The organism is Nonomuraea sp. NPDC048881 (assembly GCF_040649795.1).
Taxonomy (GTDB): Bacteria; Actinomycetota; Actinomycetes; order Streptosporangiales; family Streptosporangiaceae; genus Nonomuraea.
Window position 1 is genome coordinate 98,063 of sequence record NZ_JBEZGC010000008.1, and the last position, 26,986, is coordinate 125,048.

The window sequence follows — 26,986 nt, forward strand, 5'->3', positions numbered from 1 at the left end:
CGATGCACTGAGGAGAAGTCACTTGCGAGTCCTGGCCGTTGTTCCCGCCCGCGGAGGTTCGGCGGGCGTTCCCCTGAAGAACCTCGCCCTGGTCGGGGGCGTCCCGCTGGTCACCCGCGCGGTACGGGCGTGCCTGCGGGCCGAGCTCGTCGACCAGGTCGTGGTCAGCACCGACCACCCGCAGATCGCCGAGACCGCCCGCGCGGCGGGGGCGACCGTGGTGGAGCGGCCCGAGGAGCTGAGCGGCGCGACCGCCTCCAGCGAGTCGGCCGTGCTGCACGCCCTGGACGCGCTCGGCGCGGACCCGGACGTGGTCGTCCTGGTGCAGTGCACCAGCGCGTTCATCGACCCCGAGGACCTGTCGGCGGCCGTGCGCAAGGTCCTGGACGGCGAGGCCGACTCGGTCGTGTCCGGGCTGCCGACGCACGAGTTCCTGTGGACGGCCGCGGGCGCGGGCGTCAACCACGACCCCGCCGTACGGCCGCGCAGGCAGGACCGCGAGCCGCAGTTCCGCGAGAACGGCGCCTTCTACGTCATGCGCACCGCCGGCCTGCGCGAGCACGGCCACCGCTTCTTCGGCGAGGTCGCCGTGCAGCCGGTGCCGCCGCAGCACGCCATCGAGGTCGACGACCCCGAGGACCTGGAGCTGGTGCGCGCCCTGGCGCCGTTCATCGACAAGCCCGAGCCGATCGACGTGGACGCGGTCATCACCGACTTCGACGGCGTGCACACCGACGACCGCGCCTACATCGACTCCGACGGCCGGGAGATGGTCCTGGTCAGCCGCTCGGACGGGATGGGCGTCTCGCTGCTGCGCCGCTCCGGGGTCAAGGTGCTGGTGATGTCCACCGAGCAGAACCCGGTCGTGGCCGCCCGCGCCCGCAAGCTGGGCGTGCCCGTGCTGCAGGGCCTGGCCGAGAAGCGCATCGTGCTGCGCGACTGGCTGGCCATCGAGGGCCTGGACCCGGCGCGCGTGGCCTACGTCGGCAACGACGTCAACGACCTGGGCCCGATGGCCGAGGTCGGCTGGCCCATCGCCACCCCCGACGCGCACCCGCGCGTGCGCGCCGCCGCCCGCGTGGTGCTGACCAGGCCCGGCGGCTCCGGCGCGGTGCGCGAGCTGTGCGACCTGGTGGTGGCCGCCCGGCCCGAGCCGCCCGTCGCCGAGGCCAAGGCCCGGCCGCGGCTCGGCCCGGTCGCGATCGGCGACGTGCTGGTCGGCGACGGCGAGCCGGTGTACGTGATCGGCGAGATCGGCATCAACCACAACGGCGACCTGGACCTCGCCCGCCGGCTCATCGACGTGGCGGCCGACGCGGGCTGCCAGGCCGTCAAGTTCCAGAAGCGCACCCCCGCGATCTGCGTGCCCGAGGAGCAGAAGGGCCAGATCAGGCAGACGCCGTGGGGCGAGATGACGTACCTGGAGTACAAGGAGCGCACCGAGTTCGGCCACGACGAGTACCGGCAGATCGCGAAGTACTGCGACGAGCGCGGCCTGCACTGGTTCGCCTCGCCGTGGGACGTGCCGTCCGTGGAGTTCCTGGAAGACATGGACGTGCTGACGCACAAGATCGCCTCGGCCAGCGTCGCCGACCACGAGCTGCTGCGCGCCCTGGCGGCCACCGGCAAACCGCTCATCCTGTCCACCGGCATGTCCACGCTGTCGGAGATCGACCAGGCGGTCGAGATCCTCGGCACCGACCGGCTGATCATGATGCACGCCACCTCCACGTACCCGCTGCCGCCGGAGGAGGCCAACCTGCGCACGATCACCACGCTCAAGGAGCGCTACGGCGTGCCGGTCGGCTACTCCGGGCACGAGCGCGGCCTGCAGATCTCGCTGGCGGCGGTCACCCTGGGCGCGGTCTGCGTCGAGCGGCACATCACGCTCGACCGCACCATGTGGGGCTCCGACCACGCCGCCTCGCTGGAGCCGTCGGGGCTGGAGCACCTCGTCCGCGACATCCGCATCATCGAGCAGGCCATGGGCGACGGCGTCAAGCGCGTCTTCCCCGGCGAGGAGGCGCCCAAGGCCCGGCTGCGCCGGGTGACCGTCTGAGTCATGACGCCGACCACTCTCTCCGTCGTCGTGCCGGTGCGTGACGGTGAGCGCTTCATCGCCGACGCGCTCACCTCGCTCGCCCGCAACGCCCGGCCCGACTTCGAGTTCATCGTCGTGGACGACGGCTCCGTGGACGCCACCCCGGACATCATCGCCGACTTCGCCCGCGACCTGCCCGGCCTGGCCGTGCTGCGCAACCCCGCCCCCGTGGGCCTGGCCGACGCCCGCAACACCGGGCTGTCGGCCGCCTCGGGGCGGTTCGTCACGTTCATGGACGGCGACGACTGGCTGGCGCCCGGCTACCTGGCCGGGCTGGTGGCGGCCATCGACGGGCTCGGCTGCGACTTCGTGCGCGTCGACCACGTCCAGGTGGAGGGGCGCAGGCGGGTGGTGCACCGGGCCCCGCTGTCGCGCCGCGGCGTCGTGCTCGACCCCCGCTCGGCGATCCTGCCGGCCGGGGAGCGGACCATGGTGGACTACCCGTACGCGTGGGCCGGGGTCTACCGGCGTTCGCTGCGGGACCTGCTGCACTTCCCCGGCTCGCTGCACACCGCCGAGGACCGGCCGTGGATCTGGCGGCTGCACCGGGAGGCGGCCACGTTCGCGGTCGTGCCGATGGCCGGGGTGTTCTACCGGCGGCTGGTGTCCGGATCGCTGACGCAGGTCGGCGACGAGCGGCAGCTGCACTTCTTCGACGCCTTCGAGCTGGTCCTCAAGGACCTGGAGCCGGAGTTCCTGCCCAAGGCGGCGCGCAACTTCTGCGCGCTGCTGGCCCACCACCTGGAGCTCGCGGGCCGGTTCACGCCCGCGCTGCGCGCCCGGTTCGAGGAGCGGGGCGCGCAGATGGTCCGCGGCCTGCCGCCCGCCCTGGTGGCCGACGCCGTGTCGCGGATGGCCGTCGAGCGGGAGGCCGTGCTGCGCGCCCTGGTGCCCGACATTCCCCCCAGCCCCCATGTCCGGATCCGCCGGGATCGGGAGGACTCCTGATGAAGGTCTTCTACGCCTCGACGCTGTTCGGCGCGATGTCGCTGGCCGCGGCCATCGACGACGGCCGCTTCGGCGCCGGTCGGCGCGTGCTGATCGTGTCGAACAACGCGGCGATCCCCGAGGTGTCGGTGCCGCTCGACGGCACGCCCGGCTTCGCCGCCCTGCGCTCGCGCTTCGACGAGGTGCACTCCTGGAACGAGCTGATCGCCCCGCTGCACCCCTCCGACTGGCGGGCGCGGGTCATCGAGGTGCCGATGTTCGAGCGGCTGATCCGCTCCCACCTGGCGCTGGACGACGTCGAGGAGCTGGTGCTGGAGTCGATCGCGGTGCCGCCCGCGCGCACGATCGCCGGCCTGGTGCGCGACTGCCCGATCACCGTCTACTCCGACGGCCTGATGAGCTACGGGCCGACCCGCGACCCGCTGCCCGCGGAGATCTCCCGGCGCATCGAGCGGCTGCTCCACCTGGACCTGGTGCCCGGCCTGACCCCGCTGCTGCTCAGCGAGTACGGCGTGCCTCCCGTGGTGCTGCCGCAGGAGCGCTTCCTCGCGGTCGTGGACGAGGTGGCCGCCACCGCGCCGGACCTGCGCGCCGGGCAGGCGGTCGTCCTCGGCCAGTACCTGTCGGCGCTGGAGATCGTCACGCCGGAGGAGGAGGCCGGGCTGCACGCCTCGATGCTGCGCGCGCTGGCCGCCCGCGGCTGCACCGACGTGGTGTTCAAGCCGCACCCGGCCGCCGGACGCCGGCACGCGCAACTGCTGCGCGCGGCGGCCGGGCCGCTGGGGGTGCGGCTGACGGTGGCCGGGGAGAGCGTGCCGGCCGAGGTGTGCTTCGCGACGCAGCGGCCCGAGCTGGTCGTGGGCTGCTTCTCCACCGGCCTGGTGACCGCCCGGCGCTACTTCGGCCTGCCGGTCGCCTCCTTCGGCACCGGCCTGGTGCTGGACCGGCTGACGCCGTACGAGAACAGCAACCGGGTGCCGGCCACGATCGTGGACGCGCTGCTGCCCCGGCTGAACGCCGACGGCGTGATCGACGAGCCGCCGCGCACGGACCTGCCCGCGCTGGTGCGCGCGGTCGGCTACTGCATGCAGGCCGACGCCTATCCCGAGCTGCGCCCGTCGGGCCCGGGGTTCGACGGGGCGTTCGACGGGCGCTACTTCAAGCGCAAGCGCCTGGAGACGCTGGGGCTGGCCGAGCCGCCCTCGGCGCTGTCCAGGCTGCGCAGGAAGATCAGGTCAGCGATCTGAGGTAGCGGCGCACCCGCCGCTTGGCCCGGTAGCCCGCCCGCAGCATCGTGGGCGGCACCTCCACCCGCAACCTGGCCCGGCGGCGGGCCGCGGCGTGCTCGGGGCCGTCCAGCAGGGAGCGGGCGGGCGGGCGCGCCCCGTCCGCGGCCAGGCCGGTCAGCAGGGCCGCCCAGTCGTCGCGGCCGGCCGGGTGGAAGTAGTTGGCCTCGCACCAGCGCGGCTCGGCCGTGCGGAAGTCGCCCAGGGCCAGGTCGTCGAGCGTGCCGAGCAGGCCGCTGCCCTCGAACACCAGGTTGATCATCTCGGCGCTGACGCCGAAGTCGCTCAGCACCAGCGACGGCACGCCCATGGCGACGGCCTCCAGCGCGGCCGTCGAGCTGACCGTGACGAACCCGGCCGCCCGCGACAGCTGCTCGTGCATCGACCCGGCCGCGAACGTCAGCCTGCCCGGCTCGCCCATCTCGCGCCACAGCCGCTGGTAGTGGTGGCGTTCGTTGTGGGTCTGGCGTTCGTGCTCCAGGGCGCGCAGCTTGACCACGACCTCCAGGCCGGGCCGGCGGGCGGCCAGCTCGGCCAGCGCCGTCAGCACCCGCTCGCGCTCCTCCCGCGCCCGCGGCACCTTGGCCTGGGTGGCGAACACGACCCGGTCGCCGCCGCCGGACACCGCGCCGGGCCGCAGGAACGGCAGCCGGGCCAGCCCGACCGCCCCTCCCCCGCCGAGCCGGCCGGCGATCTCGGAGAACTCGGCCACCTCGCGCTCGCTGTGGACCACGAACAGGTCGCAGCCGCTGCGGAACAGCCACGCCTTCTCCGTGGCCGGCACCGAGATGCCGGGCAGCCCGCTGACGAACACCGGCCGTGCCCGGCCCGCCGGCCGCAGCCCGGCCAGCACGTCGGCCACCAGGACGTCCACCACCGGGCCCGTGCAGCCCACCAGGATCGCGTCGGGGCGGGTGCGCTCGGCCAGGCGGCGCAGCGAGCGCGCCGACAACACCGGGGGCGCCGCGCGCCCGCCCACCGCCGCCGCGATCTGCTCCGGCGAGGGCGCGATCGGGGTGCGCACCACCACCAGCTCGCTCTCGCAGCCCGCGGGCAGGTCGTCGAGCAGGCAGGCCGCCCACTTCAGATACGAGTCGGAGTCGGCTATCGCCAGCACCCTCACCTGGAAGCTCCTGTCAAATGCGATCGCAGGCCGGGGGCCGCCCTGCTCGTCCACCAGTCGTCGGGAACGTCCACCGGCTCGACCTCGACGCCGCGCGGGCCGAGCAGCACCCGCAGCGAGGTGATCGCGGTCGAGGGCAGGCTGAGCACCCGCTGCCCGGCGTCGAGGCCGCGCAGCGTCAGCTCGGCCGGCACGCCCGCGTCGTGCACGGTGATGCCGGGACGTTCGCCGATCAGCGCCAGGTCGACGGGGTCCTCGCGGCGGTGCGGGTAGTAGGCCAGCGGCTCGCGTCCGGCCAGGTCGGTCAGCCAGCGCAGGTAGTGGTCGCGGTGGACCAGGCCGTTGCGGACCAGGGACGTGCCGAGGACGACCGTGCGCTCGGCGGGCCCCTGGGCGCTCGGCGGCTGGGCGCGCAGCCAGGCGAAGTCGTGGCGGACGAGGTCGACGCCCGCCCCCCGGACGGCGGCGGCCAGCTCGTCGGGGACGGGCAGGGCGGTGAAGACCGACACCCGGCTCATCCGCAGCCGCAGCGCGGCGGCCAGGCCGAGCAGGGCGCGCGCCCGCGAGGGGGTCGCCCGCGCCCGCAGCAGCGGCCGGAACGGCCCGGCGGCCAGCAGTTCGAGCAGCCTGAGCGTGGCCAGGCCGTCGTCCACGACGACGATGCGGCCGGGGTCGGAGGTCAGCCAGCGCATCTGGACCTTGCCGGAGAACGCGTCGCCCACGGCCTGGACGCGGCGCGGCATGCGCTCGCGCGGCTCGTCCAGCACCAGGCCGGCGGGCAGGTCGAGGCGGCGCAGCTCCTTGCGGGTGGCGCGCAGCGGGCGCAGGCCGGCGCGCGGCACGACCACGGTGTCCGGGCCGAGCAGCCCGGCATGGTGGGCCTCGACGGCGCACAGCATCTGGAGCGGAGACTCCACCCAGGCCGACGCCTGTCTGACCACTCTGTTTCCCCCAGCCGGTGGATGGCCTTGCACGACCCGCCTCAAGGTAGCCCGGCCTGCTTAAGCCGCAAGAAACGACACGTGAACAATGGAGGGTATGAACTCGCTGATGCTCAACACCGACGGTGTGCAGATACCACAGCTCGGCTTCGGCGTCTGGCAGGTCTCTGCCGACGACGCCGAGCACGCGGTGACGGCCGCGCTGCGCGCCGGATACCGGCACATCGACACCGCCGCCGCCTACGAGAACGAGGAGGGCGTCGGCCGGGCCGTGCGCGCCGCCGGGGTGCCACGGGAGAAGGTGTTCGTCACCACCAAGCTGTGGAACTGCGACCACGGGCGCGCCGAGCAGGCCTTCGACGAGAGCCTGGCCCGTCTGGGCCTCGACTACGTAGATCTTTTCCTGATCCACTGGCCGGTCCCGGAGCAGGACAGGTATGTGCAGGCCTGGCGGGGGCTGGAGAAGATCTACCGGGACGGACGGGCCAAGGCCATCGGGGTCTCCAACTTCACGGTCGCCACCCTGACCCGGCTGATGGAGGAGACCGACATCACGCCGTCGATCAACCAGATCGAGCTCCACCCGTACTTCCAGCAGCGCGAGATGCGGGCCTTCCACGAGGCCAACGGCATCCTGACCGAGGCGTGGAGCCCGCTCGGGCAGGGCAAGGGGCTGCTGGCCGACCCGGCGCTGCGCGTGTTGTCGGAGAAGTACGGCAAGACGCCCGCCCAGATCGTGCTCCGCTGGCACCTGCAGCTCGGCAACGTGGTGATCCCCAAGTCGGTCACGCCGTCGAGGATCGAGGAGAACATCGACGTGTTCGACTTCATCCTCGACACCGAGGACATGGCGGCCATCGGCGCGATGAACGCGGGGCGGCGGATCGGGCCCGACCCCGACTCGTTCAACCTGACCTGAGCGCTCTACGATCTCGGTCGTGCGAGATTTCACCTGGGGAATAGCGGCGACCGGCGGCATCGCGCGTACCGTGGGAGCGGCCATCGTGGCCGAACCCGGCATGCGGGTGGCCGCCGTCGGCTCGCGGAGCCCGCTCAGGGCGCGGGCGCTGGCCGACGAGCTGGGCGCGGAGTCGGCCTACGGCTCCTACGAGGCCCTGTGCGCCGATCCGGCCGTCGACGCGATCTACGTCGCCACGCCGCACGCCCAGCACCTGGAGGTGGCCGAGGCGGCCATCGCGGCGGGCAAGTCGGTGCTGTGCGAGAAGCCGCTGGCGGCCGACGTGGCCGACGCCGAGCGCATGGTGGCGCTGGCCCGCGCGGCCGGGGTCTTCCTCATGGAGGCCATGTGGATGCGCTTCAACCCGCTCATCCAGCGGGTGGCGGCCGATCCGCGCTTCGGCGAGATCCGGTCGGTGCGGGCCTCGTTCGGCTTCGCGCTGCCCTACGACCCCGCCCATCGGCTGTGGGCGCCGGAGCTGGGCGGCGGGGCCCTGCTCGACCTGGGGATCTACCCGTTCGGGCTGGCCCAGCTGCTGCTCGGCATGCCCGCGGAGCTGCGCATGGCCGGCTCGCTGGCGCCCAGCGGGGTCGACGCCGAGGCCGGCGGGCTGCTGCTGTACCCGGACGGGCGGCGGGCCCTGGTGGACGTGTCGCTGCTGGCCCATCACGCCAACGACGCGAGCGTGGTGGGCACGTCGATGCGGGCCGACATCCTGGCGCCGTTCTGGGCGCCGCGGCGGGTGCTGCTGTCGGGGCCGTCGATGGAGACGGAGGAGCTGGTGCTCGCCCCGGCCGACAACGGTTACGCGGGCGAGCTGCGCGAGGTGCGCGCGGCCACGATCGAGGGCCGCACGGAGAGCGCGATCATGCCGCTTGACGAATCCCTTGCCATGATGGGGCTTCTGGCCGAAGCGCGGGCGCAACTCTCCTAGCTGGACCTTTAGCCACTTGCCTTGCTCTTGCCCGATGTATTACCTTGTGGGGCATCTCGCGGCAGACGTCCGGTTTGTCCGGCTTTGTCCAACCATCGCAAGACATTTCACAGGATCGTCCTGTGACCGCTGAATCCGCCTTCGGGCGGAACCGGGGACCCACGTCCTTTGGGGTGAATCGGCACTTCGGTGCCGTAGGGCAGCTTCCACGTCCGAACCCGTCAGCTAACCCGGTAAGCGGCATGGAAGCAAGGAGTCAATGCCCTCGATGGCCACGCACCGTCCCATCCGTGCCCCGAAGATCACCTACGCTCACGCCGCGCTCGGCGCGGCCATCCTCGCCTCCGCCATCGGCGCCCACGCCACCGCCGCCGCCGCCGACAGCGCCGGCCCGGCCGCCGCGGCCGGGCACTCGGCCGTCGCGCCGCAGACCGCCGCCCAGACCCGCAAGGCGGAGGAGACCCAGGTCAACGTCACCGCCCAGCAGGTCCTGGCGATGGCCAAGGCCCAGGTCGGCACCTCCGAGAACGCCTACGGCGGCGGCACCAAGTTCCAGAAGTGGTACGCCGACTCCCAGCGCGCGGCGGAGACCATCGCCCGCGACGGCGGCACCCGCGCCATGTACCTGAACGCCCCCTGGTGCTCGATCTTCGTCTCCTGGGTCGGCGAGCACACCGGCGCCCGCCCGCAGGTCGGCTGGGACGCCTGGACCGTGGCCCACGCCAAGTGGTTCGCCGCCAACGACCGCTGGGGCGCCGAGGCCAGGCCCGGCGCGGTGGTCTTCTTCTCCTGGGGCGGCAGCAAGAGCCTGGACGCCATCCAGCACGTCGGCTTCGTCGTCAAGGACAACCAGGACGGCACGATCTCCACGATCGAGGGCAACACCGGCAACGGCAAGGTCGAGGAGCGCGTCCGTCCGAAGTCGCAGGTCGTCGGCTACGGATACCCGCAGTACGCGAGCTGACCTCCCCACGCTCCGAGCGCGCGTCCCCGTACGAGGGACGCGCGCTCGCCGCGTCTCAGGGCCGGACCGCCAGCAGCGAGTACAGGATCGGCAGGTGCGAGTCCCCGAAGGGGAACCGGTACCGGCCGTCCGCGCCCTCGGCCAGCAGGCCGCGCGGGTCCATGTCGGTCTCGACGTGCTCGCCCAGCTCGGCCACCGTGAACCCGGCCCGCGCCGCCGCCGTGACGATCTCGCCCACCGAGTGCGGGTACTCGACCGCCTCGTGGGCCTCGGTCACCACCGCGGCGTCGGCGTACGTCCCGGTCACCGTCTCCCGGTGGGCCTGGCCGCCGCCGTAGGGCCAGTCGGCCACCAGCGGGTCGAGCGAGGACACCGTCGCGTAGGCCGGATGCAGGTCGACCAGCACCAGCCGCCCGCCCGGCCGCAGCGCCATGGCCGCGCCGCGCATCCAGGCGTCCAGGTCGCCGATCCAGCACAACACGCCGTACGTGGCCACCGCCAGGTCGAAGCCGCCGGCCAGCGACTCCGGCAGCCGCTGCGTGTCGGCCTCGACGAACGTGGCCGCCAGCCCGGCCCTGGCCGCCAGGTCGCGGGCGCGCGCGACCGCCACCGGGGAGAAGTCGACGCCGGTCACCCGCGCTCCGAGCCGTGCCCAGCTCAGCGTGTCCAGGCCGAAATGGCATTGCAGGTGGAGCAGGTCCCGGCCGGCGACGTCGCCGGCCAGGCGGCGTTCGAGCGGGTAGAGGGTCTGCCGGCCGGCGAGGAAGGCGTCGACGTCGTAGAACCGGTCGGCCGAGGTGGAGCCGTGGACGCGGGCGCGCTCGTCCCAGAGGGCCCGGTTGGGGACGGGGGCGTCTTGTGCGGGTTGGTGCATGGGGCGAGGATGGCACATCGGCCACCCGGCCGCACGACCGGTACGGTGCCCTGGAAGCGGACGGTCCGCGCCCGCGTGTCGATCCGGCCGGCGCCCGTTCGACGCTTCGGCGAGGCCGGCTCCGCCCCGGGGCCGCGGACGGAAGGGACGGCAGGATGAAATTCATGATCGTCGGCAAGGCCAACGGGGAGACCGAGGCCGGGGCGCTGCCCAGCCAGGAGCTCGTCGACAACATGCACGCCTACAACGAGGCGCTGGCCAAGGCCGGGGTGCTGCTGGCCGCCGAGGGGCTCTACCCGAGCTCGCAGGGCGCGCAGATCGCCTACAGCGGCGGCCGGGCCACGGTGATCGACGGCCCGTTCGCCGAGGCCAAGGAGCTGATCGCGGGGTTCTGGCTGATCCAGGTGAAGTCCAGGGAGGAGGCTCTGGAATGGGCCATGCGCGTGCCCGTCCCCGAGGGCTATGACGGGATCGGCCTGGACGTGTGGCGGGTGTACGACGCCTCCGACGCGCCCGACGCGGCCTCGTCCGACCCGGCGGAGGTCGAGCGGGAGAAGGCCATGCGCCGGCGTCTGGGCGGGCGGGAGAGCTGACCTCGGCTTGCGGACCCCGGACGGTGCTGGTGTCATGAGCCGGTGATGGCTTCCGACACCCACCGGGCGATCGAGGCGGTCTGGCGGATCGAGGCGCCCCGGCTCATCGCCGGCCTGGCCGGGCTGGTCCGCGACGTCGGCCTGGCCGAGGAGCTGGCCCAGGACGCGCTGGTCGCGGCCCTGGAGCAGTGGCCGGAATCCGGCGTGCCACGCAACCCGGGCGCCTGGCTGATGACGGTGTCCAAGCGCCGCGCCGTCGACCTGATCCGCAGGAACGAGCGGATGTCCCGCAACCTGGCCGAGCTGGGCCACCGGCTGGAGACCGCCGGGGAGCCGCCCGAGCCCGACGAGATCGAGGACGACCTGCTGCGGCTGGTCTTCACCGCCTGCCATCCGGCGCTGTCGATGGAGGCGCGGGTGGCCCTGACGCTGCGAGTGCTCGGCGGCCTGAGCACCGACGAGATCGCCCGCGCGTTCCTGGTGCCCGAACCGACCGCCGCCCAGCGGATCGTGCGGGCCAAGCGCACCCTGGCCGACCGGAAGGTCCCGTTCGAGGTGCCGCAGGGCGCCGAGCTGGCCGGACGCCTGTCGTCCGTGCTGGAGGTCATCTACCTGATCTTCAACGAGGGGTACTCGGCGACCGCGGGCGACGACTGGATGCGGCCCGGCCTGTGCGAGGACGCGCTGCGGCTGGGCCGGGTGCTGGCCGGGCTGATGCCCGCCGAACCCGAGGTGCACGGGCTGGTCGCGCTCATGGAGATCCAGGCGTCCAGGGCGGCGGCCCGGGTGGGCCCGTCCGGGGAGCCGGTGCTGCTGCTGGAACAGGACCGCACCCGGTGGGACCGGCTGCTCATCGGCCGCGGGCTGGCGGCCCTGGCCCGAGCCGAGAGCCTGGCCGAGGAACGGGCCGCGAGCCTGGAGGAGGAGGGGGCGGGCGTGGCGGGGGCGTACACGCTGCAGGCCGCGATCGCGGCCTGCCACGCCCGCGCGTTCGACCCCGGCGACACCGACTGGGTGCGCATCGCCGGCCTGTACGAGTCGCTGGCCCGGCTGGCCCGCTCCCCCGTCGTCGAGCTCAACCGCGCGGTGGCGCTGTCGATGGCCTACGGCCCGGCGGTGGGCCTCGACCTGCTCGACCAGATCGTGGACGAGCCGGCGCTCAAGGGTTACCACCTGCTGCCGAGCGTCCGCGGCGACCTGCTGTTCCGGCTGGGCCGGCGCGGCGAGGCGCGGGCCGAGTTCGAACGGGCGGCCTCGATGACCCGCAACTCCCGCGAGCGCGCCCTGCTCCACGAACGCGCCGCCGCCTGCTGAGGCCCGCATCAGGCTGAGGCCGGACGCTGTGGCGGGCACTCTGCCGACCGCTGGGCCGACCGCTGGGCCGGGCACTTACAGACCGCGCGAATAGGGCTTGGGGCGGAGGGCGCAAGTGGCTACGTGCCTCGGCTGTCGATCATCATCGTGACCAGGCTGGACCTATGCTGAGCCAATGACCGACAACGGCGCCCCCACGAGAAGCTCGGGCGCTGAAGAGCCTGGCGTTGACGCGAAACTGCCCGCGACCGTGCGTATCGCCGGGGTTGTGTTGAGAAGGATGGAGAGCCCTCCATCGCTGGCCTGCTGGACCGGTTACTTCCCGGAGCCGGCAGGCGCGGTCGAGACCGGGATGAGTCTGGTGATCGAGCCGGCCGCCCCGCCAGAAGAGGCCACCCTCCATTTCGCTCACGACGTCGTGAGCCACTTCGATGTCTTCGTCGACCGAGCTTTGGAGTACTGCCGCACCCGACTCCGGGAATCGCACTTCGAACTCACAACTGAGGAACTGAGCTGGCTCGACCTTCCGGAGTTGCCACTGGCAGGTCCCGAAGCAACCGTGTGGGCCGACCAAACCTGGGCAATCCGTTTCACGGAGAGCAGGCTCCGGCTGGCGGACCCCTACGGAATCCTCGTGACGTTCGACGGAAGGCAGCCTGTCGACGTCGAGGGCCTCGACGACGAGCAGTGAACCGCTCGACGCGCCGTCGGGCGTGTGTTCACGGGTGGCGGTTGGGCCGGTTGTCCCAGCGGTGGGGTTGTCCAGGCCCGTCGGATCAGGCCGCGTAAGAACGCGGCAATGACCGTTGCGTGGTGTTCGTGGCAGCGGGCGAGGCGCTGGAAGGCGTTCTGCCAGGCATGGGTACGCTCCCCATGCCACCTGTCGCTTGCCTGGACCGGTGCCTTCTCGCCCTTGTGCGCGATCCGGCCGTCCAGTCCACGTTCGGCAAGCAGGGGGCGGGTCTTGTCGGAGTCGTAGCCGGCGTCCAGGTGCACGGTGATATCGTCGGGCAGGGGCCGGAGGTCGTCCAGCAGGTCCAGTGGTGCGGATCGTCGTGGCCGAGCACGTCGCATTCCATGATCGCCAGGACTCGTACCCGCTCTGCCACCAGTCTCCCCAACCGCCCCTATCCGCGCAGCCACTCAGCCGGACGCCGCCGACGCCGCGCCGGACGCCGCGGGCGGGCCCCGAGTCAACTCGTTGGAACGCTCCAGAAGATCGTCACGCTCCGTGACAGCCATACCTGACCGGGAGCAAGCCTGGAGGGTCCGGGCGACATGCCCTTGATGCGGCACGAAAGATGTCTCTTGAGGTGGGAGCGCTCCCAAACAGCCCTTCACACCCTTCATCCCCTTAAATCCTGATTCTGGGTGGCAAAACGCACGATTGGTAACGGTTCCGTTTCGGCGGATTGACGGACACAGCCGGTAAGTGCACCCTTTGTGGGAGCGCTCCCAAACACTCCCACCGCGGCGGAGCGCGTGCCGCGGTGCACCTCCCATCAGTCACCCGAGAAGGGGTCTCTCATGATGATCAGCAAGCGTCGCGGTCTGGCCGCGGCCTCAGCCCTGGCCGCGGCGGCGCTGACCGTCGCGTCGTGCGGCAGCGGCGACACGCCGGCCGCCGGCAACAGCCCCGCCTCCTCCGCGGCGGCGGCCGAGCCCGTCACCATCCGGGTGCAGACCTTCGGCGGCGGCTCCAACTTCGGCTACAAGAACGCCATCGAGAAGTGGAACGCCGAGCACAAGGACATCCAGATCAAGGAAGAGCACCTGACCGACCAGTTCGAGCAGCAGTACTGGCCCCAGATGATCCAGTGGCTGCAGTCCGGCAACGGCGCGGGCGACGTCGTCGGCATCGACGAGGGCGGCATGGGCCTGGCCAAGGCGCACCCCGAGTGGTGGGCCGACCTGAAGGAGTACGGCCTTGAGGGCCGCAAGGCCGACTACCCCGCCTGGAAGTGGGAGAACGGCGTGACGGCCGACGGCAAGATCTTCGGCCTCGGCACCGACATCGGCGGCATGAGCCTGTGCTACCGCACGGACCTGTTCAAGAAGGCCGGGCTGCCCACGGACCGCGAGAAGGTCGCCGCCCTGTGGCCGACGTGGGACGACTTCATGAAGGTCGGCCAGCAGTTCCAGGCGAAGGTGAAGGACACCAAGTTCACCGACGGCACCAACACGCTCTACAACGTGGTGCTGTACCAGGAGGCGGCCAAGAACGGCAACGTCGCCTACTTCGACAAGGACAACAACCTCATCGTCGACAAGAACCCGGCGGTGAAGGCGGGCTTCGACTTCGCCTCCAAGCTCAGCCAGTCCGGCCTGACGGCCAAGCTGCGCAACTTCACCGACGAGTGGGCGGCGGGCACCCAGAAGGGCGCCTTCGCCACGGTCGGCTGCCCGTCCTGGATGCTCGGCGTGGTCTCGGGCAACGCCGGCGACGGCATGAAGGGCAAGTGGGACGTCGCCTCGGTGCCCGGCGGCGGCGGCAACTGGGGCGGCTCGTGGGTGGCCGTGCCCAAGCAGTCCAAGCACCCGAAGGAGGCCGCGCAGGTCGCCGACTACCTGACCAGCGCGCAGACCGAGGCGAGCATCTTCACCGACTTCGGCAACATGCCGAGCAACAGCAAGGCCCAGGCCGACGCCGCCGTGCAGGGCGCGAAGAACGAGTTCTTCAGCGACGCCCCGATCGGTGAGATCTTCGCCAAGTCCGCGGAGAGCCTGCAGCCGGTCTTCCTCGGGGTGAAGCACGCGCAGGTCAAGAACGCGGTCGAGTCGGTCATCCAGGGCATGGACGACGGCTCGGTGGCCTACGACAAGGCCTGGCAGCAGCTGGTCGACGACGCGGTGAAGGCCGCGGGCTGATCTTCCCCCGCCCGGCCCGCCGCCGGCGGGCCGGGCTTGCCGCTGAAAGGTCTGTTATGAGCCTCGACACCCTTCCGCGGGCGGCGCGGAACCACCATCGCCGCGATCGCCCGCCCGGCCGCCTCTGGCGTTCTCGACTCGACGTCAAGGCCATGCCGTACGCCCTGGTGTCCCCGTACTTCCTGCTGTTCGCCGCCTTCGGGCTGTTCCCGCTGGCCTTCACGCTCTACTACTCGCTCTACGACTACGACCTGGCCGGCGACACCAAGTGGGCCGGGCTGGGCAACTACGCCGCGCTGCTGGCCGACGAGGACTTCTGGAACGCCGTCACCAACACCGTCGGCATCTTCCTGCTGGCCACGATCCCGCAGATGCTGATGGCCCTGTTCCTGGCCAACGCGCTGAACAAGAAGCTGCGCTGGCGCCTGCCGATCCGCATGAGCGTGCTGCTGCCGCTGGTCACCTCGGTGGTCGCGGTCGCGGTGGTGTTCACCCAGCTGTTCGCGCGCGACTGGGGCCTGGTCAACTGGGTCCTGGGCTGGTTCGGCGGGGACAAGATCAACTGGCGGGCCGAGCGCTTCCCGTCCTGGCTGGCCATCGCCGCGATGGTCGACTGGCGCTGGACGGGCTACAACGCCATCATCTTCCTGGCCGGCATGCAGACGATCCCCAAGGACCTGTACGAGGCCGCCGCCATCGACGGCGCGTCCCGGCGGCGCCAGTTCTGGCAGATCACGCTGCCGATGCTGCGCCCGACCATGATCTTCGTGGTGCTCAACTCCACGATCGGCGGCCTGACGCTGTTCTCCGAGCCGACCACCTTCTACAACGGCAACGTGGACGGCGGCTCGCAGGGCCAGTTCCAGACGGTGGCGATGTTCGTCGTCAAGCAGGGCTTCCGCGAGTTCGACTACGGCTACGCCGCGGCGGCCGCCTGGCTGCTGTTCCTGCTGATCCTCATCGGCGCGGCCGTCAACTTCCTGTTCGTCCGGCGGATCGGAGGCGCCAAGTGACCGGCTGGAAACCGACCGTCATGACGCGGGTCATGCTCGGGGTGGCGATCTTCCTGTCGGCGTTCCCGCTGTACTGGATGCTCGTCATCGCCTCGCGCACGAACTCCGACGCCGTGTCGGTGCCGCCGAAGTTCCTGCCCGGCGGCAACCTCGGCGAGAACATCGTCGCGGTGCTGGAGAACGAGGACGCGCACTTCCTGCTCGGCCTGACCAACTCCTTCTTCAGCGCGGCGATCGTCACCGTGTCCGTGGTGATCATCTCCACCCTGGCCGGGTTCGCCTTCGCCAGCCTGCAGTTCAAGGGCCGCAACATCCTGCTGCTGCTCGTGCTGCTGACGATGGCGGTGCCGCTGCAGCAGATGGGCGTGGTCCCGCTCTACCGCATGATGGTGAGCCTGGAGTGGACCGGCACCCTGAAGGCCATCATCCTGCCCTACCTGCTCAACGGGTTCGGCGTGTTCCTGATGACCCAGTACACGCGCCAGGCCGTGCCGAACGAACTGGTCGAGGCGGCCAGGGTGGACGGCGCGGCGACGCTGCGGATCTGGTGGAACGTCGTGCTGCCGGCCGTGCGTCCGGGCATGGCGGTGCTCGGCATCAACACCTTCATGCTCATGTGGAACGACTACATGTGGCCGCTGATCGTGCTGACGCCGGACAACCCGACCGTGCAGATCGCCATCAACTCGCTCAACGCGCGCTACTCGACCAGCTACTCGCTGATCTTCGCGGGTACCGCGCTGTCCATCATTCCGCTCATCGCGGTATTCGTCGCATTCGGCCGCCAGATCGTCGGCGGACTCATGGAAGGTGCGGTCAAGGCGTGACGACACAAGAGGAACAGATTCGTCCCGGGCTGCGCTTCCCTCCCGGTTTCGCGTTCGGCGCGGCCACCTCGGCGTACCAGATCGAGGGCGCGGTCACCGAGGACGGACGCGGCCCGTCCATCTGGGACACCTTCACCAAGACCCCGGGGCGGGTGCTCAACGGGCACCACGGGGACGTGGCCATGGACCACTACCACCGCTACCGCCAGGACGTCGCCATCATGGCGGACCTGGGCCTGACGGCCTACCGCTTCTCGGTGTCCTGGCCGCGGATCCAGCCGACCGGCTCGGGCGCGGTCAACCAGAAGGGCCTGGACTTCTACAAGCGGCTCACGGACGAGCTCCAGAACAACGGCATCGACCCGTGGCTGACCCTCTACCACTGGGACCTGCCGCAGGAGCTGGAGGACAAGGGCGGCTGGCCCAACCGCGACACGGCCTACCGCTTCGCCGAGTACGCCGCGATCGTGCACGAGGCGCTGAAGGACCACGTCCACACCTTCAGCACGGTCAACGAGCCGTGGTGCGCCGCGTTCCTCGGCTACGCCTCGGGCGAGCACGCCCCTGGCCGGCGTGAGCCGCGCAACGCGATCAGGGGCGCGCATCACCTCAACCTCGCCCACGGCCTGGCCGTCCAGGCGATGGACGCGCGCCGCGCCGGCGGCTGCGTCAACCTGTACGCGATCTCCCCCGAGACCGGCAGCGAGGCCGACCTGGACGCGGCCCGCCGCATCGACGGCCTGCAGAACCGGTTCTTCCTGGACGCGCTGCTGACCGGCCGCTACCCCGAGGACGTCCTGAACGACATCCCGATCGACGACGACCTCGTGCGGCCGGGCGACATGAAGACCATCAACGCGCCGATCGACGTGCTGCTGGTCAACTACTACAGCCGCTTCACGGTCTCCGGCGCGCCCGGCGGCAGGGCGTCGGCGGCGGCGGCCCCCACGGACACGGCCTCGCCGTGGGTGGGCAGCGAGCACGTCTCGTTCGTCAACGGCGGCCGGCCGGTCACCGCGATGGGCTGGGAGATCGACGAGGACGGCCTGGTGGAGGTGCTCACCCGGGTGGCGCGGGACTACCCGCCGATCCCGATGGTGGTCTCCGAGAACGGCGCCGCCTTCGACGACGTGCTGGCCGACGGCCGCATCCACGACGCGCAGCGGCAGGCGTACGTGGAGGCGCACCTCGGCGCGTGCCGGCAGGCGATCGACGCGGGCGTGCCCCTGCAGGGCTATTTCGCCTGGTCGCTGATGGACAACTTCGAATGGGCCTGGGGCTACGGCAAGCGTTTCGGCCTGGTCCACGTCGACTTCGACACCCAGGAGCGGCTGCTGAAGGACAGCGCGCACTGGTACTCGGAGATCATCCGGCAGAATAGGCGACATGAACCGACCGACTCTTGAGGCAGTCGCGGCTCGGGCCGGTGTGGGCCGGGGCACGGTGTCGAGAGTCATCAACGGCTCGCCGAACGTCAGCGCCAAGGCCCGCGAGGCCGTCGAGCTGGCCATCCGCGAGCTGGGCTACGTGCCCAACAGGGCGGCGCGTGCCCTCGTCACGCGCCGCACGGACACGGTCGCCCTGGTGGTGTCGGAGTCCCAGTTCCGGGTCTTCGACGAGCCGTACTTCGCCGGCACCATCCGCGGCATCGGCTCGGCGCTGGCCGAGACCGGGCTGCAGCTGATCCTGGCGATGGCGCGCTCCCCCGAGGAGCACGAGCGGCTGGAGACCTACCTGACGGGGCAGCACGTCGACGGCGTGCTGCTGCTGTCGCTGCACGGCGCCGACCCGCTGCCGGGCAGGCTGGAGGAGATGGGCGTGCCGACCGTGCTCGGCGGCAGGCCCGTCGGCCTCGACCCCTACAGCTTCGTGGACATGGACAACCGGGCGGGGGCCCGGCAGGCGGTCAAACACCTGCTGGGCCTCGGCCGGGGCGCGATCGCCACGATCGCCGGCTCCCAGGACATGGGCGTGGGCGTCGACCGTCTGGCCGGCTACCGCGACGCGCTGCTGCCCTCGGGGCTGCCGGAGATCGTGGCCTTCGGCGACTTCTCCGAGGAGAGCGGCGCCACCGCCATGCAGGAGCTGCTGGAGAGCCATCCCGATCTCGACGCCGTCTTCGCCGCCTCCGACCCGATGGCCCTGGGCGCGATGCGCGTGCTCAAGGCCGCGGGCAAGGCGATCCCGGGCGACGTCGCCGTGATCGGCTTCGACGACTCCAAGGCCGCGCTGCACGCCGATCCGCCGCTGACCACCGTCCACCAGCCCACGGAGGCCATGGGCCGCCAGATGGCCCAGCTCCTCGTGGCCCGTATCAACGGCGAGGAGCTGCGCCAGCCCGTGGTGATCCTCGACACGCACCTGGTTCGCCGAGAGTCTGCCTGACCAGGCGTTATCCTGGCCCGGCTCGCTCGCACGCCCGACGAAAGGACCTTCTCCCGTGCCCCAGCTCGAAGGCGGCGGCTACACCGCGCAGCTCAGCCCGCGCGGCGCCGCGCTCAGAACGCTCCGGCACGGCGGGCGCGACCTGGTGACGACCTGGCCCGAGCAGGGCCCGGTCCCCTACTTCGCGGGCACCGTCCTGGCCCCCTGGCCCAACCGGGTGGGCGGCGCCCGCTACACCTTCCAGGGCCGCTCGCACCGGCTTGAGGTGACCGAGCCCGACCGCGGTCACGCGCTGCACGGCCTGGTCGCCGTCGTCGACTGGAAGGTGGCCGAGGCCGGGGCCGATCGGGCGCGCCTGACGTACGAGCTGGCCGGGGCGCCCGGTTACCCGTTCACGCTGGCGCTGTCGGCCGAGCACCGGCTCGACGCGGGCGGCCTGACCACGACGGTCACGGCCCGCAACACCGGCGAGGCCGACGCCCCCTACGGCTGCGGGCCCCACCCGTGGCTGCTGGGCGAGGAGCTGGAGCTGCCCGCCGCCCGCTGCCTGACGACCGACGACCGGCTGCTGCCGGCCGGCCTGACCGACGTCGCGGGCACCCCGTACGACTTCAGGAAGCCGCGCCCGGTCGGCGACACCGTGATCGACCACGCCTTCACCGGGCTCGACCGCGGCGAGGTGCGGGTCGGCGGGGTGCGGCTCGCCTGGGACCCGGCGGTGCTGCCCTGGGTGCAGGTCTGCACGAGCCGGCAGCTCGGCTACGAGGGCGTCGCGGTCGAGCCGATGACCTGCCCGCCCGACGCCTTCAACTCCGGCACCGACCTGGTCGTGCTGCGGCCGGGCGACGAACACGTGGCGAGCTGGACGATCAGCGTCGCCTGAACCCGGAAGGGGCCTCGCGTGGACAGCAGGACCAAGCGCCGCTTATCGCCCGCCGAGCTCGACGCGCTGGCCAGACGGGCCGTGGGGGCCGGTGTCTTCACGGCCGTCGAGCTGACCGACGGCTACGCCAACGCCGTGTGGCGGCTGACCCTGGAGGACGGCCGCGAGGTGGTGCTCAAGCTCTCCCCCTCGCCTGACCTCGACCAGCTCAGCTACGAGCGCAACCTGCTGCGCATGGAGGCCGCCGCCTACGAGCTGGCCGCCGCGGCGGGCGTGCCGATGGCCGAGCTGCTGGTGGCCGGGTTCGACGACCCGGTGCTCGGCGGCGACTACCTGATGCTGACCGCGCTCGACGGCGTCTCCTGGAACGACGTCAAGCCCGAGGGCGAGCAGGCGCTGCGCCGGGAGCTCGGCCGCCACCTGGCCGCCTTCAACGCGGTGACCGGCGAGGTGTTCGGCTACCCGCACGCCGGGATCGTCGGCTCGACCTGGCGGGAGGCGTTCCTGGCCATGGCGGGCGCGCTGCTGGCCGACACCGAGCGCTACCCGGCGCCGCTGCCCCGCCCGGCCGCCGAGATCATGGCGGTCTTCGAGCGGGCCGCGCCGGTGCTGGACGAGGTGACCACGCCGTGCCTGGTGCACTTCGACGTGTGGGCCGGGAACGTGTTCCTCGACCTGACCGGCGAGCCGCGCATCCAGGCGATCATCGACCACGAGCGGGCGTTCTGGGGCGACCCGATCGCCGAGTTCGTCACCCCGACGATCTTCGACGAGCTGCGCGAGGACGACCCGCTGCTGGCCGGCTACCGCGAGGTGACGCCGCTGGAGCTGACCTCCTCGGCCCGCGTCCGACTGGACCTGTACCGCGCCTACCTCTACCTGATCCTGCTGGTGGAGAACGGACCCCGGCAGTACCCGGAGTCCGAGTACGCCAGGGTCCGCGATCTGGCCGTCAGCTCACTGACGGACGTCCTGGACCGCCTCGTACGGCTTCCCCTTGACGCCCGCTGACAGCTTGCCGCACTGACCGCCGCCCGCGCCGTTCACCTGGTTCGGCACGCCGAGGTCGGCCGGCCCGGGGGTGTTGCCGGTGCAGGCGAGCGCGCCCTTGACCGTGGCGCCCGACAGGATCGGCGCGGTGTTGCCGGTGAGCACGGCCGCGCCGCGCAGCTCGGCGCCCACGACCGTGAGCCGGCCCGCGCCGGTGACGCTGAGCGCGCCGTCCACGCGCGTCCTGATCAGGTGCACGGCGGCGGGCCCGGCGGCGGTGAGCGTGCCGCTGATCCGGCCTCCGTCGGTCACCAGCGAGGCGCCGGCCTTGACCGTGACCGGGCCGGTGACCTGGGCGTCCTTCAGGCAGGTGACGCCGTCGGCCACGGTGAGCGGGCCCCGGTGCGCGCCGGTGACCGTGCGGTCGCAGGCGGGCGGCGGGGCGATGGTGGTGACGGTGAAGCTCTTGGCCTGCCCGTAGTTGCCGGCGGCGTCGATCGAGCGGTACTCGACGGTGTGCCGGCCGCGCGGCAGCTTGCCGTAGACCAGGGAGTCGATGACGGTGCCCTGCTCGGTGAACGTCCAGGGCAGCTCGGAGGAGGTGGGCCAGCCGAAGTAGTTGAACCAGCCGTCGCCGTCCACCCGGGACTCCGAGACCACGTAGCCGTCGCGGTCGTCGTCGCCGGTGAGCTTCATCGTGAACGGGCCGTTGTAGACGTAGGTGTCGCCGGAGCGCGCGAGCGGCTCGGACAGCTCGTACCCGGTGGTGGGCGCGGCGGCGTCGACCTGCCAGGTCAGCGTGGTGGCGCCGAGGGTGGCGGTGAGGGTGTGGGCGCCGGGCGCCAGGTCGGCCGCGCCCAGGTCGAACTCGGTGCCGGTGCCCGCCGGCCGGCCGTCCAGCGCCCAGGCGACGGCGGGGACGGACGCCGCCGGGTGGGTGGTCTCGACGTACACGACGGCCTCGCGTCCGGCCGGGCGGTCCGTCGGCGTGGACGACACGACGGCGGCCTGGACGCCGTCGGGCGGCGTGGTGAGCGTGGTGTCCACGGTCCAGGTGCGGGTCCGGCTCATGGCGGTCCGGATCGCCGGGTCCCGGACGAACTCCGTGGGGTCGGCGACCGTGGCCGTGACCGTGTGCGTGCCCGCGGCCAGGCCCAGCGTGCGCAGGTCGAGGACGTCGGCGTCGCCGGGCAGGTTCTTGCCGTCCACGGCCCAGGTGGTGGTCAGCGAGTGCCCGGCCGGGCGCATCGGCTCGACCCAGAGCACCCGGTCGGCCCCGACGGGCGCGGCGGTGGGCGTGGAGTCCTGGATCAGCGTGGTCTTGGCGGTGATGCGCTGGGTCATGACCTCGCGGCTGACCTGGTCGAAGTAGTAGCCGAGGGTCTTCATCATGGAGTGCCTGCTCGGCCGCCACACGCCGCTGGTGTAGTACAGGCCGCCCTCGTAGCGGGCGATCGGGCCGCCGGACTCGCTGTCCTCGCCCAGCCACCGCCACCACTTGCGGCGCTGGTCGAGCATCTGCTGCTCGGTCAGCAGGCTGTGGTGCGCGCTGGAGGGCTCGGAGCCGCCGTAGGTCCCGCCGGGGACGCCGCGCTGGTAGTAGTCGTACTCGTCCTGCAGGCCGCCCAGGGAGTGGCCGAGCTCGTGCGGGCTGATCAGGGCGGACATGGAGTTGCTGCCCGAGGCGGTGGCGTAGCTGCCGCCCGCGCCGCCGTAGGTGCCGCTGTTGGCCAGGGCGAGGATCTGCCGGTTGCCCGACGTCGTCCCGGTGACCAGGTTCGCGAACCGGGTGGCGGCGGAGTTGTCCATGGTGATCAGTCGCTGCACGCTGCCGGGGTTGCAGCCGCCCCAGAAGCCCATGCTCAGCGGGGTGGTACGGCGGGGCGCGTCCAGGCCGGGGTCGCAGCTCACGCCGGACTCGCCCGAGACGATGTCGATCCGGTAGACGTTGATGTAGTCGCGGTAGGTCTTGAACGGCTCGATCGACCACATCACGTTGAGGTGCCGGTCCACGTCGGCCCGGAACTTCGCCTGCTCGGCCTCGGTGTAGCCGTCGCCCATGACGATCAGGTTGAACCGCTTGGCCGGGGCGCCGGTGACCTGGACCGGCACGACCGTGGCCGCGCCGGGCCCGTCGGCGGCCGCCGACGCATGGGCGGATGGGACATATAGGACGGCGGCGGCCAGTACCAGGGCCGCGAATCTACGCATGTCATGCACTATCGGCCCGATAGATCCGGCAGTCTCATCCCATAAGGGCATAACTCCGGAGTGATAGCTTCTGCGGGATGCAGCTCGAACTGAGACATCTCAGGACGCTGCGCGCCATCGCCGACCACGGCAGTGTGACCAGGGCCGCGGCGGCGCTCGGCGTCTCCCAGCCCGCGCTCACCGCCCAGCTCGGCCGGATCGAGCGCCTGCTCGGCGGGGCGGTCTTCACCCGCGACCACCGCGGCGTGGCGGCCACCGCGTTCGGGGAGTTCGTGCTGGCCAGGGCGCGGGTGGTGCTCGCCGGGGTGGACGACCTGCTGGCGGCGGGGCCGTACGAGCTGGCCGGGCAGGCGATCCGGGTGGGCGGCTTCGAGAACCCCGTCGTCGTGCCCCTCGTCGCGAACCTGGCGGGCGCGCTGCCCGAGGCCCGGATCACGCTGCAGACCGAGCACTACGTCCGGGTGCTGGTGGACATGGTGGCCAACGGACGGCTCGACGTGGCGCTGGTGGCCGACTACCCCGACCACGAGTTGCGGCTCGGCCCGGCCATGGGGATGGGCGTGGTGGCGGTCGAGCCGGTGTTCGTGGCGCTGCCCGCCGCCCATCCGCTGGCCGGGCGTACCGAGGTGGAGCTGGCCGAGCTGGCGGGCGAGCCGTGGGTGCTGCCGCCGCCCGACGGGATGGGCTGGCCGGAGCACCTGCTGGAGGCGTGCCGGCGGGCCGGGTTCACGCCACGCGGGCGGTACCAGCTCGTGGAGGCCGGGGTGCGGCGGGAGCTGATCGCGGCCGGGCACGCGGTGTCGGCCTGCCAGGCGCTCTACGACCCGGGCGAGCGGGTGTCGGTGCTGCCGCTGCGCGGGAACCCGCTGTGGATGCGTCAGGTGCTCATCTGGCGGTCGTCGTTCGCCGCGCACGCGCCGGCGCTGCTGGAGAGCGCCCGGGCGGCCCATGCCGCCGTGGCGGCCCGCAGCCCGGTCTACACCGCCTGGACCGCCCGCTACGGCCGCCCGCCCCTCCCCTCCTGACCCCATCCCCTCCCACCGCCCCTCCGGCACGCCGAGGGGCGCGGGGGGTTGCTCATTTCCGGAGACATGGCACAATCTCATTGGGTGATGAATTATGACTTGTGTGATAGCCGGAGGCGGTCCCGCCGGGGCCGTGCTCGGACTGCTGCTGGCCAGGGCCGGCGTCGAGGTCACGCTGCTGGAGAAGCACGCCGACTTCCTGCGTGACTTCCGCGGCGACACGATCCACCCCTCCACCCTGCGCGTGCTGGCCGAGCTCGGCCTGGCGGAGGACTTCCTGAAGCTGCCCCACCGCAAGGCCCACGAGCTGCGGCTGGTGACCGACACCGGCGACATCAGGCTCGCCAGCCTGCGCGGCCTGCCGGGCGGCTACGACTACATCGCGTTCGTGCCCCAGTGGGACTTCCTCAAGCTGGTCACCACGGCCGCGAGCGCGTACCCGAACTTCCGGCTGCTGATGAACGCCGAGGCCCACGACCTGATCCGCGAGGGCGGGGCCGTGCGCGGGGTGCGTTACCGCGACCCGTCCGGCGAGCACGAGCTGCGGGCCACGCTGACCGTGGCGGCCGACGGGCGGCACTCGGCGCTGCGCGCCCGCGCCGGCCTGGTCCCCCAGGACCTGCACGCGCCGATGGACGTGGTCTGGTTCCGCCTGCCCCGGCACGACGACGACCCCGACGACACGTTCCTGCGCATCTCCAGCGGCCACATGATGGTCGCCATCAACCGGGAGACCTACTGGCAGCTCGCCTACCTGATCCCCAAGGGCGGCTTCGGGCGGCTGACCGGGCAGGGCGTCGACGCCCTCAGGCGGCCGGTGGCCACGCTGCTGCCGTACCTGGCCGACCGGGTCGGGCAGATCGAGGGCTTCGACGACGTCAGCGTGCTCACGGTCGCGCTCAACCGGCTGCGCCGCTGGCACCGCCCGGGGTTCCTGTGCATCGGGGACGCCGCGCACGCCATGTCGCCGGTGTTCGGGGTGGGCATCAACCTGGCCGTCCAGGACGCCGTGGCCGCCGCCAACCTGCTGGCCGCGCCGCTCGCCGCGGGCCTGCCGATCCCGGAGTCCGTCCTGCACCGGCTGCAGCGGCGGCGCATGCTGCCCACGCGGGTCACCCAGGCGGCCCAGCGCCTGGTGCAGAACCAGGTGATCACGCCGGCGCTGGGGCGGCGGTTCGACGCGTCCAGGATGCCGCGTGACCTCACCAGAATTCCGCTGTTCAACCGGCTGCCGCGGCGTTTCATCGGCCTCGGGGTGCTGCCTGAGCATGTGAAGTCTCCCGAAAGCTGATAAATGCATTCTCACAACGTGGACAAGAGGGTCGGTGGGGCCGGGTCAGTGGAATACCCTCGTATCTCGTGAGCAGCAATCTCGTGGATCTCGATTCCTGGCGAGCCCTTCCCGCGGCCCAGCAGCCCGACTGGCCCGATCGCGATGAGCTCGACAAGGTCGTCGCCGAGCTCGGCGGCCTGCCCCCGCTCGTCTTCGCCGGCGAGTGCGACCAGCTCAAGAGGCAGCTGGCGGCCGTCTCGCGCGGAGAGGCGTTCGTCCTGCAGGGCGGCGACTGCGCCGAGACCTTCTCCGGCGCGACCGCCGACAACGTGCGCAACAAGCTCAAGACGTTGCTGCAGATGGCGATCGTGCTGACCTACGCGGCGAAGGTGCCGGTCGTGAAGATCGGCCGGGTGGCGGGCCAGTTCGCCAAGCCGCGGTCGAAGGGCACCGAGATCCGCGACGGCGTGGAGCTGCCGGCCTACCGGGGCGACATGGTCAACGGGTTCGAGTTCACCCCCGAGTCGCGCGAGCCCGACCCGTGGCGGCTGCTCAAGGCGTACCACTCCTCGGCGGTGACGCTCAACCTGGCGCGCGCCTTCACCAAGGGCGGCTACGCCGACCTGCGCCAGGTGCACGCCTGGAACCAGGACTTCGTGGCCGAGTCGCCCGCCGGGCGCCGCTACGAGCAGCTGGCCCGCGAGATCGACCAGGCGCTGGCCTTCATGCGGGCCTGCGGGGCCGAGCCCGAGGAGTTCCACACGGTCGAGTTCTACTCCTCCCACGAGGCGCTCATCCTCGACTACGACCGGGCGCTGACCCGCATCGACTCGCGCACCGGCCTGCCCTACGACGTCTCGGCGCACATGGTCTGGATCGGCGAGCGCACCCGCCAGCTCGACGGCGCGCACGTCGACTTCTTCGCCGGCATCCGCAACCCGATCGGCGTCAAGCTCGGGCCGACGACCTCGCCGGAGGAGGCGCTCGCGCTGATCGAGAAGCTCAACCCGGACAACGAGCCCGGCCGGCTCACGTTCATCACCCGGATGGGCGCGTCCAAGATCCGCGAGCACCTGCCCACCCTGGTCAAGGAGGTCACGGCCGCCGGCGCCCAGGTGGCCTGGATCTGCGACCCGATGCACGGCAACACCTTCGAGGCGCCGAGCGGGCACAAGACGCGCCACTTCGACGACGTGCTCGACGAGGTGGCCGGGTTCTTCGAGGTCCACCGCGCGCTCGGCACCCACCCGGGCGGCATCCACATCGAGTTCACCGGCGACGACGTCACCGAGTGCGTGGGCGGCGGCCACGAGATCGTCGAGGGCGACCTCGGCACCCGCTACGAGACGGCCTGCGACCCGCGGCTCAACCGCGGCCAGTCCCTCGACCTCGCCTTCCGCGTGGCCGAGCTCTACCGGGGCTGAGCTCTACCAGGGCTGGGCTCTACCAGGGCTGAGCTCTATCAGGCTGGGCGC

The 26,986-nt window shown here is 71.9% G+C and carries 23 protein-coding genes, 1 pseudogene and 1 riboswitch; of the genes and pseudogenes, 19 read left to right on the top strand and 5 right to left on the bottom strand.

The annotated features are described in order from the left end of the window. Positions 1-22 precede the first annotated feature (22 nt). The 3 genes from AB0C33_RS27640 to AB0C33_RS27650 are packed head-to-tail and all read left to right on the top strand — an operon-like array spanning position 23 to position 4,296. Positions 23-2,059: an N-acetylneuraminate synthase family protein gene (locus AB0C33_RS27640; RefSeq protein WP_358293000.1), complete on the top strand. Its 2,037-nt coding sequence runs from the start codon at positions 23-25 to the stop codon at positions 2,057-2,059. A 3-nt stretch (positions 2,060-2,062) separates the two neighbouring features. Further along, positions 2,063-3,049, top strand: coding sequence for a glycosyltransferase family 2 protein (locus AB0C33_RS27645; protein WP_358293003.1), 987 nt, complete (start codon positions 2,063-2,065; stop codon positions 3,047-3,049). Next, on the top strand, positions 3,049-4,296 hold the full coding sequence (locus AB0C33_RS27650) for a polysialyltransferase family glycosyltransferase (RefSeq protein ID WP_358293006.1): 1,248 nt from the start codon (positions 3,049-3,051) through the stop codon (positions 4,294-4,296). The genes AB0C33_RS27645 and AB0C33_RS27650 overlap by 1 nt, the downstream gene beginning before the upstream one ends. Here the strand turns inward: AB0C33_RS27650 and AB0C33_RS27655 are convergent. Both AB0C33_RS27655 and AB0C33_RS27660 read right to left on the bottom strand, forming a co-directional pair. Further along, the gene (locus AB0C33_RS27655) at positions 4,280-5,458 is read right to left on the bottom strand and encodes a DUF6716 putative glycosyltransferase (protein ID WP_358293008.1); all 1,179 of its coding nucleotides are present in this window, start codon (positions 5,456-5,458) and stop codon (positions 4,280-4,282) included. The genes AB0C33_RS27650 and AB0C33_RS27655 overlap by 17 nt on opposite strands. Continuing rightward, complete coding sequence (locus AB0C33_RS27660) at positions 5,455-6,399, bottom strand: hypothetical protein (protein WP_358293011.1); 945 nt, start codon at positions 6,397-6,399, stop codon at positions 5,455-5,457. The genes AB0C33_RS27655 and AB0C33_RS27660 overlap by 4 nt, the downstream gene beginning before the upstream one ends. 97 nt (positions 6,400-6,496) lie before the next feature. Here AB0C33_RS27660 and AB0C33_RS27665 point away from each other — a divergent pair, with 97 nt between their 5' ends. The 3 genes from AB0C33_RS27665 (at position 6,497) to AB0C33_RS27675 (ending at position 9,255) form a co-directional block, all read left to right on the top strand. Continuing rightward, positions 6,497-7,318 carry an aldo/keto reductase gene (locus AB0C33_RS27665; protein ID WP_358293013.1) on the top strand — a complete coding sequence of 274 codons (822 nt, stop codon included), beginning with the start codon at positions 6,497-6,499 and terminating at the stop codon, positions 7,316-7,318. Positions 7,319-7,337: 19 nt separating this feature from the next. Then, positions 7,338-8,291 carry a Gfo/Idh/MocA family oxidoreductase gene (locus tag AB0C33_RS27670; protein WP_358293016.1) on the top strand — a complete coding sequence of 318 codons (954 nt, stop codon included), beginning with the start codon at positions 7,338-7,340 and terminating at the stop codon, positions 8,289-8,291. Positions 8,292-8,408: 117 nt separating this feature from the next. Beyond that, positions 8,409-8,546, top strand: a riboswitch (cyclic di-AMP (ydaO/yuaA leader). 13 nt (positions 8,547-8,559) lie between these two features. Then, entirely contained in the window at positions 8,560-9,255 is a 696-nt protein-coding gene (locus AB0C33_RS27675) for a CHAP domain-containing protein (protein ID WP_358293019.1), read from the top strand. A gap of 55 nt (positions 9,256-9,310) precedes the next feature. On the opposite strand, the gene AB0C33_RS27680 is transcribed toward AB0C33_RS27675, so the two are convergent. Next, complete coding sequence (locus tag AB0C33_RS27680) at positions 9,311-10,129, bottom strand: methyltransferase (RefSeq protein WP_358293021.1); 819 nt, start codon at positions 10,127-10,129, stop codon at positions 9,311-9,313. Between the two features lie 155 nt (positions 10,130-10,284). On the opposite strand from AB0C33_RS27680, the gene AB0C33_RS27685 reads away from it, so the two are divergent. The 3 genes from AB0C33_RS27685 to AB0C33_RS27695 all read left to right on the top strand — a co-directional run bounded on the left by AB0C33_RS27685 (position 10,285) and on the right by AB0C33_RS27695 (position 12,727). Then, positions 10,285-10,722 (top strand): YciI family protein, encoded by a 438-nt coding sequence (locus tag AB0C33_RS27685; RefSeq protein ID WP_358293023.1) that lies wholly within the window; start codon positions 10,285-10,287, stop codon positions 10,720-10,722. A 45-nt stretch (positions 10,723-10,767) separates the two neighbouring features. Continuing rightward, positions 10,768-12,036, top strand: coding sequence for an RNA polymerase sigma factor (locus tag AB0C33_RS27690; RefSeq protein WP_358293025.1), 1,269 nt, complete (start codon positions 10,768-10,770; stop codon positions 12,034-12,036). Between the two features lie 175 nt (positions 12,037-12,211). Further along, complete coding sequence (locus AB0C33_RS27695; protein WP_358293027.1) at positions 12,212-12,727, top strand: hypothetical protein; 516 nt, start codon at positions 12,212-12,214, stop codon at positions 12,725-12,727. A gap of 28 nt (positions 12,728-12,755) precedes the next feature. On the opposite strand, the pseudogene AB0C33_RS27700 reads toward AB0C33_RS27695, so the two are convergent. Further along, positions 12,756-13,050 (bottom strand): annotated as a pseudogene (locus AB0C33_RS27700) (IS5/IS1182 family transposase); the annotation flags it as partial. Positions 13,051-13,563: 513 nt separating this feature from the next. Here AB0C33_RS27700 and AB0C33_RS27705 point away from each other — a divergent pair. Genes AB0C33_RS27705 through AB0C33_RS27735 form a run of 7 tightly spaced genes read left to right on the top strand, consistent with a single transcriptional unit; the run spans position 13,564 to position 21,023 of the window. After that, a complete protein-coding gene (locus tag AB0C33_RS27705; RefSeq protein WP_358293029.1) occupies positions 13,564-14,904 on the top strand; it encodes an extracellular solute-binding protein in 1,341 nt (446 codons plus the stop codon). Between the two features lie 56 nt (positions 14,905-14,960). Next, the gene (locus AB0C33_RS27710; RefSeq protein WP_358293031.1) at positions 14,961-15,917 is read left to right on the top strand and encodes a sugar ABC transporter permease; all 957 of its coding nucleotides are present in this window, start codon (positions 14,961-14,963) and stop codon (positions 15,915-15,917) included. Beyond that, positions 15,914-16,744, top strand: a complete 831-nt coding sequence (locus AB0C33_RS27715) for a carbohydrate ABC transporter permease (protein ID WP_358293033.1) — start codon at positions 15,914-15,916, stop codon at positions 16,742-16,744. The genes AB0C33_RS27710 and AB0C33_RS27715 overlap by 4 nt, the downstream gene beginning before the upstream one ends. Then, positions 16,741-18,150, top strand: coding sequence for a GH1 family beta-glucosidase (locus tag AB0C33_RS27720; RefSeq protein ID WP_358293036.1), 1,410 nt, complete (start codon positions 16,741-16,743; stop codon positions 18,148-18,150). Before AB0C33_RS27715 ends, AB0C33_RS27720 begins: the two co-directional genes overlap by 4 nt. Beyond that, a complete protein-coding gene (locus AB0C33_RS27725; RefSeq protein WP_352325792.1) occupies positions 18,131-19,129 on the top strand; it encodes a LacI family DNA-binding transcriptional regulator in 999 nt (332 codons plus the stop codon). The genes AB0C33_RS27720 and AB0C33_RS27725 overlap by 20 nt, the downstream gene beginning before the upstream one ends. A 55-nt stretch (positions 19,130-19,184) precedes the next feature. Then, a complete protein-coding gene (locus AB0C33_RS27730; protein WP_358293039.1) occupies positions 19,185-20,012 on the top strand; it encodes an aldose 1-epimerase family protein in 828 nt (275 codons plus the stop codon). Between the two features lie 18 nt (positions 20,013-20,030). Further along, positions 20,031-21,023, top strand: coding sequence for an aminoglycoside phosphotransferase family protein (locus tag AB0C33_RS27735; protein WP_358293041.1), 993 nt, complete (start codon positions 20,031-20,033; stop codon positions 21,021-21,023). On the opposite strand, the gene AB0C33_RS27740 is transcribed toward AB0C33_RS27735, so the two are convergent. Beyond that, positions 20,970-23,213 carry a M64 family metallopeptidase gene (locus tag AB0C33_RS27740; protein ID WP_358293044.1) on the bottom strand — a complete coding sequence of 748 codons (2,244 nt, stop codon included), beginning with the start codon at positions 23,211-23,213 and terminating at the stop codon, positions 20,970-20,972. The genes AB0C33_RS27735 and AB0C33_RS27740 overlap by 54 nt on opposite strands. A gap of 77 nt (positions 23,214-23,290) precedes the next feature. Here AB0C33_RS27740 and AB0C33_RS27745 point away from each other — a divergent pair, with 77 nt between their 5' ends. The 3 genes from AB0C33_RS27745 to AB0C33_RS27755 all read left to right on the top strand — a co-directional run bounded on the left by AB0C33_RS27745 (position 23,291) and on the right by AB0C33_RS27755 (position 26,935). After that, positions 23,291-24,238, top strand: coding sequence for a LysR family transcriptional regulator (locus AB0C33_RS27745; protein ID WP_358293047.1), 948 nt, complete (start codon positions 23,291-23,293; stop codon positions 24,236-24,238). 94 nt (positions 24,239-24,332) lie between these two features. Continuing rightward, positions 24,333-25,529: an FAD-dependent oxidoreductase gene (locus AB0C33_RS27750; protein WP_358293049.1), complete on the top strand. Its 1,197-nt coding sequence runs from the start codon at positions 24,333-24,335 to the stop codon at positions 25,527-25,529. A 68-nt stretch (positions 25,530-25,597) separates the two neighbouring features. Continuing rightward, a complete protein-coding gene (locus AB0C33_RS27755) occupies positions 25,598-26,935 on the top strand; it encodes a class II 3-deoxy-7-phosphoheptulonate synthase (protein WP_358293051.1) in 1,338 nt (445 codons plus the stop codon). Positions 26,936-26,986 lie beyond the last annotated feature (51 nt).

Coding starts and splice junctions, on each gene's coding strand:
- AB0C33_RS27690 (WP_358293025.1), top strand. CDS start 10,768: ATGGCTTCCGACACCCACCGGGCGATCGAGGCGGTCTGGCGGATCGAG.
- AB0C33_RS27710 (WP_358293031.1), top strand. CDS start 14,961: ATGAGCCTCGACACCCTTCCGCGGGCGGCGCGGAACCACCATCGCCGC.
- AB0C33_RS27685 (WP_358293023.1), top strand. CDS start 10,285: ATGAAATTCATGATCGTCGGCAAGGCCAACGGGGAGACCGAGGCCGGG.
- AB0C33_RS27675 (WP_358293019.1), top strand. CDS start 8,560: ATGGCCACGCACCGTCCCATCCGTGCCCCGAAGATCACCTACGCTCAC.
- AB0C33_RS27695 (WP_358293027.1), top strand. CDS start 12,212: ATGACCGACAACGGCGCCCCCACGAGAAGCTCGGGCGCTGAAGAGCCT.
- AB0C33_RS27680 (WP_358293021.1), bottom strand. CDS start 10,129: ATGCACCAACCCGCACAAGACGCCCCCGTCCCCAACCGGGCCCTCTGG.
- AB0C33_RS27745 (WP_358293047.1), top strand. CDS start 23,291: ATGCAGCTCGAACTGAGACATCTCAGGACGCTGCGCGCCATCGCCGAC.
- AB0C33_RS27645 (WP_358293003.1), top strand. CDS start 2,063: ATGACGCCGACCACTCTCTCCGTCGTCGTGCCGGTGCGTGACGGTGAG.
- AB0C33_RS27665 (WP_358293013.1), top strand. CDS start 6,497: ATGAACTCGCTGATGCTCAACACCGACGGTGTGCAGATACCACAGCTC.
- AB0C33_RS27740 (WP_358293044.1), bottom strand. CDS start 23,213: ATGCGTAGATTCGCGGCCCTGGTACTGGCCGCCGCCGTCCTATATGTC.
- AB0C33_RS27725 (WP_352325792.1), top strand. CDS start 18,131: ATGAACCGACCGACTCTTGAGGCAGTCGCGGCTCGGGCCGGTGTGGGC.
- AB0C33_RS27750 (WP_358293049.1), top strand. CDS start 24,333: ATGACTTGTGTGATAGCCGGAGGCGGTCCCGCCGGGGCCGTGCTCGGA.
- AB0C33_RS27705 (WP_358293029.1), top strand. CDS start 13,564: ATGATGATCAGCAAGCGTCGCGGTCTGGCCGCGGCCTCAGCCCTGGCC.
- AB0C33_RS27650 (WP_358293006.1), top strand. CDS start 3,049: ATGAAGGTCTTCTACGCCTCGACGCTGTTCGGCGCGATGTCGCTGGCC.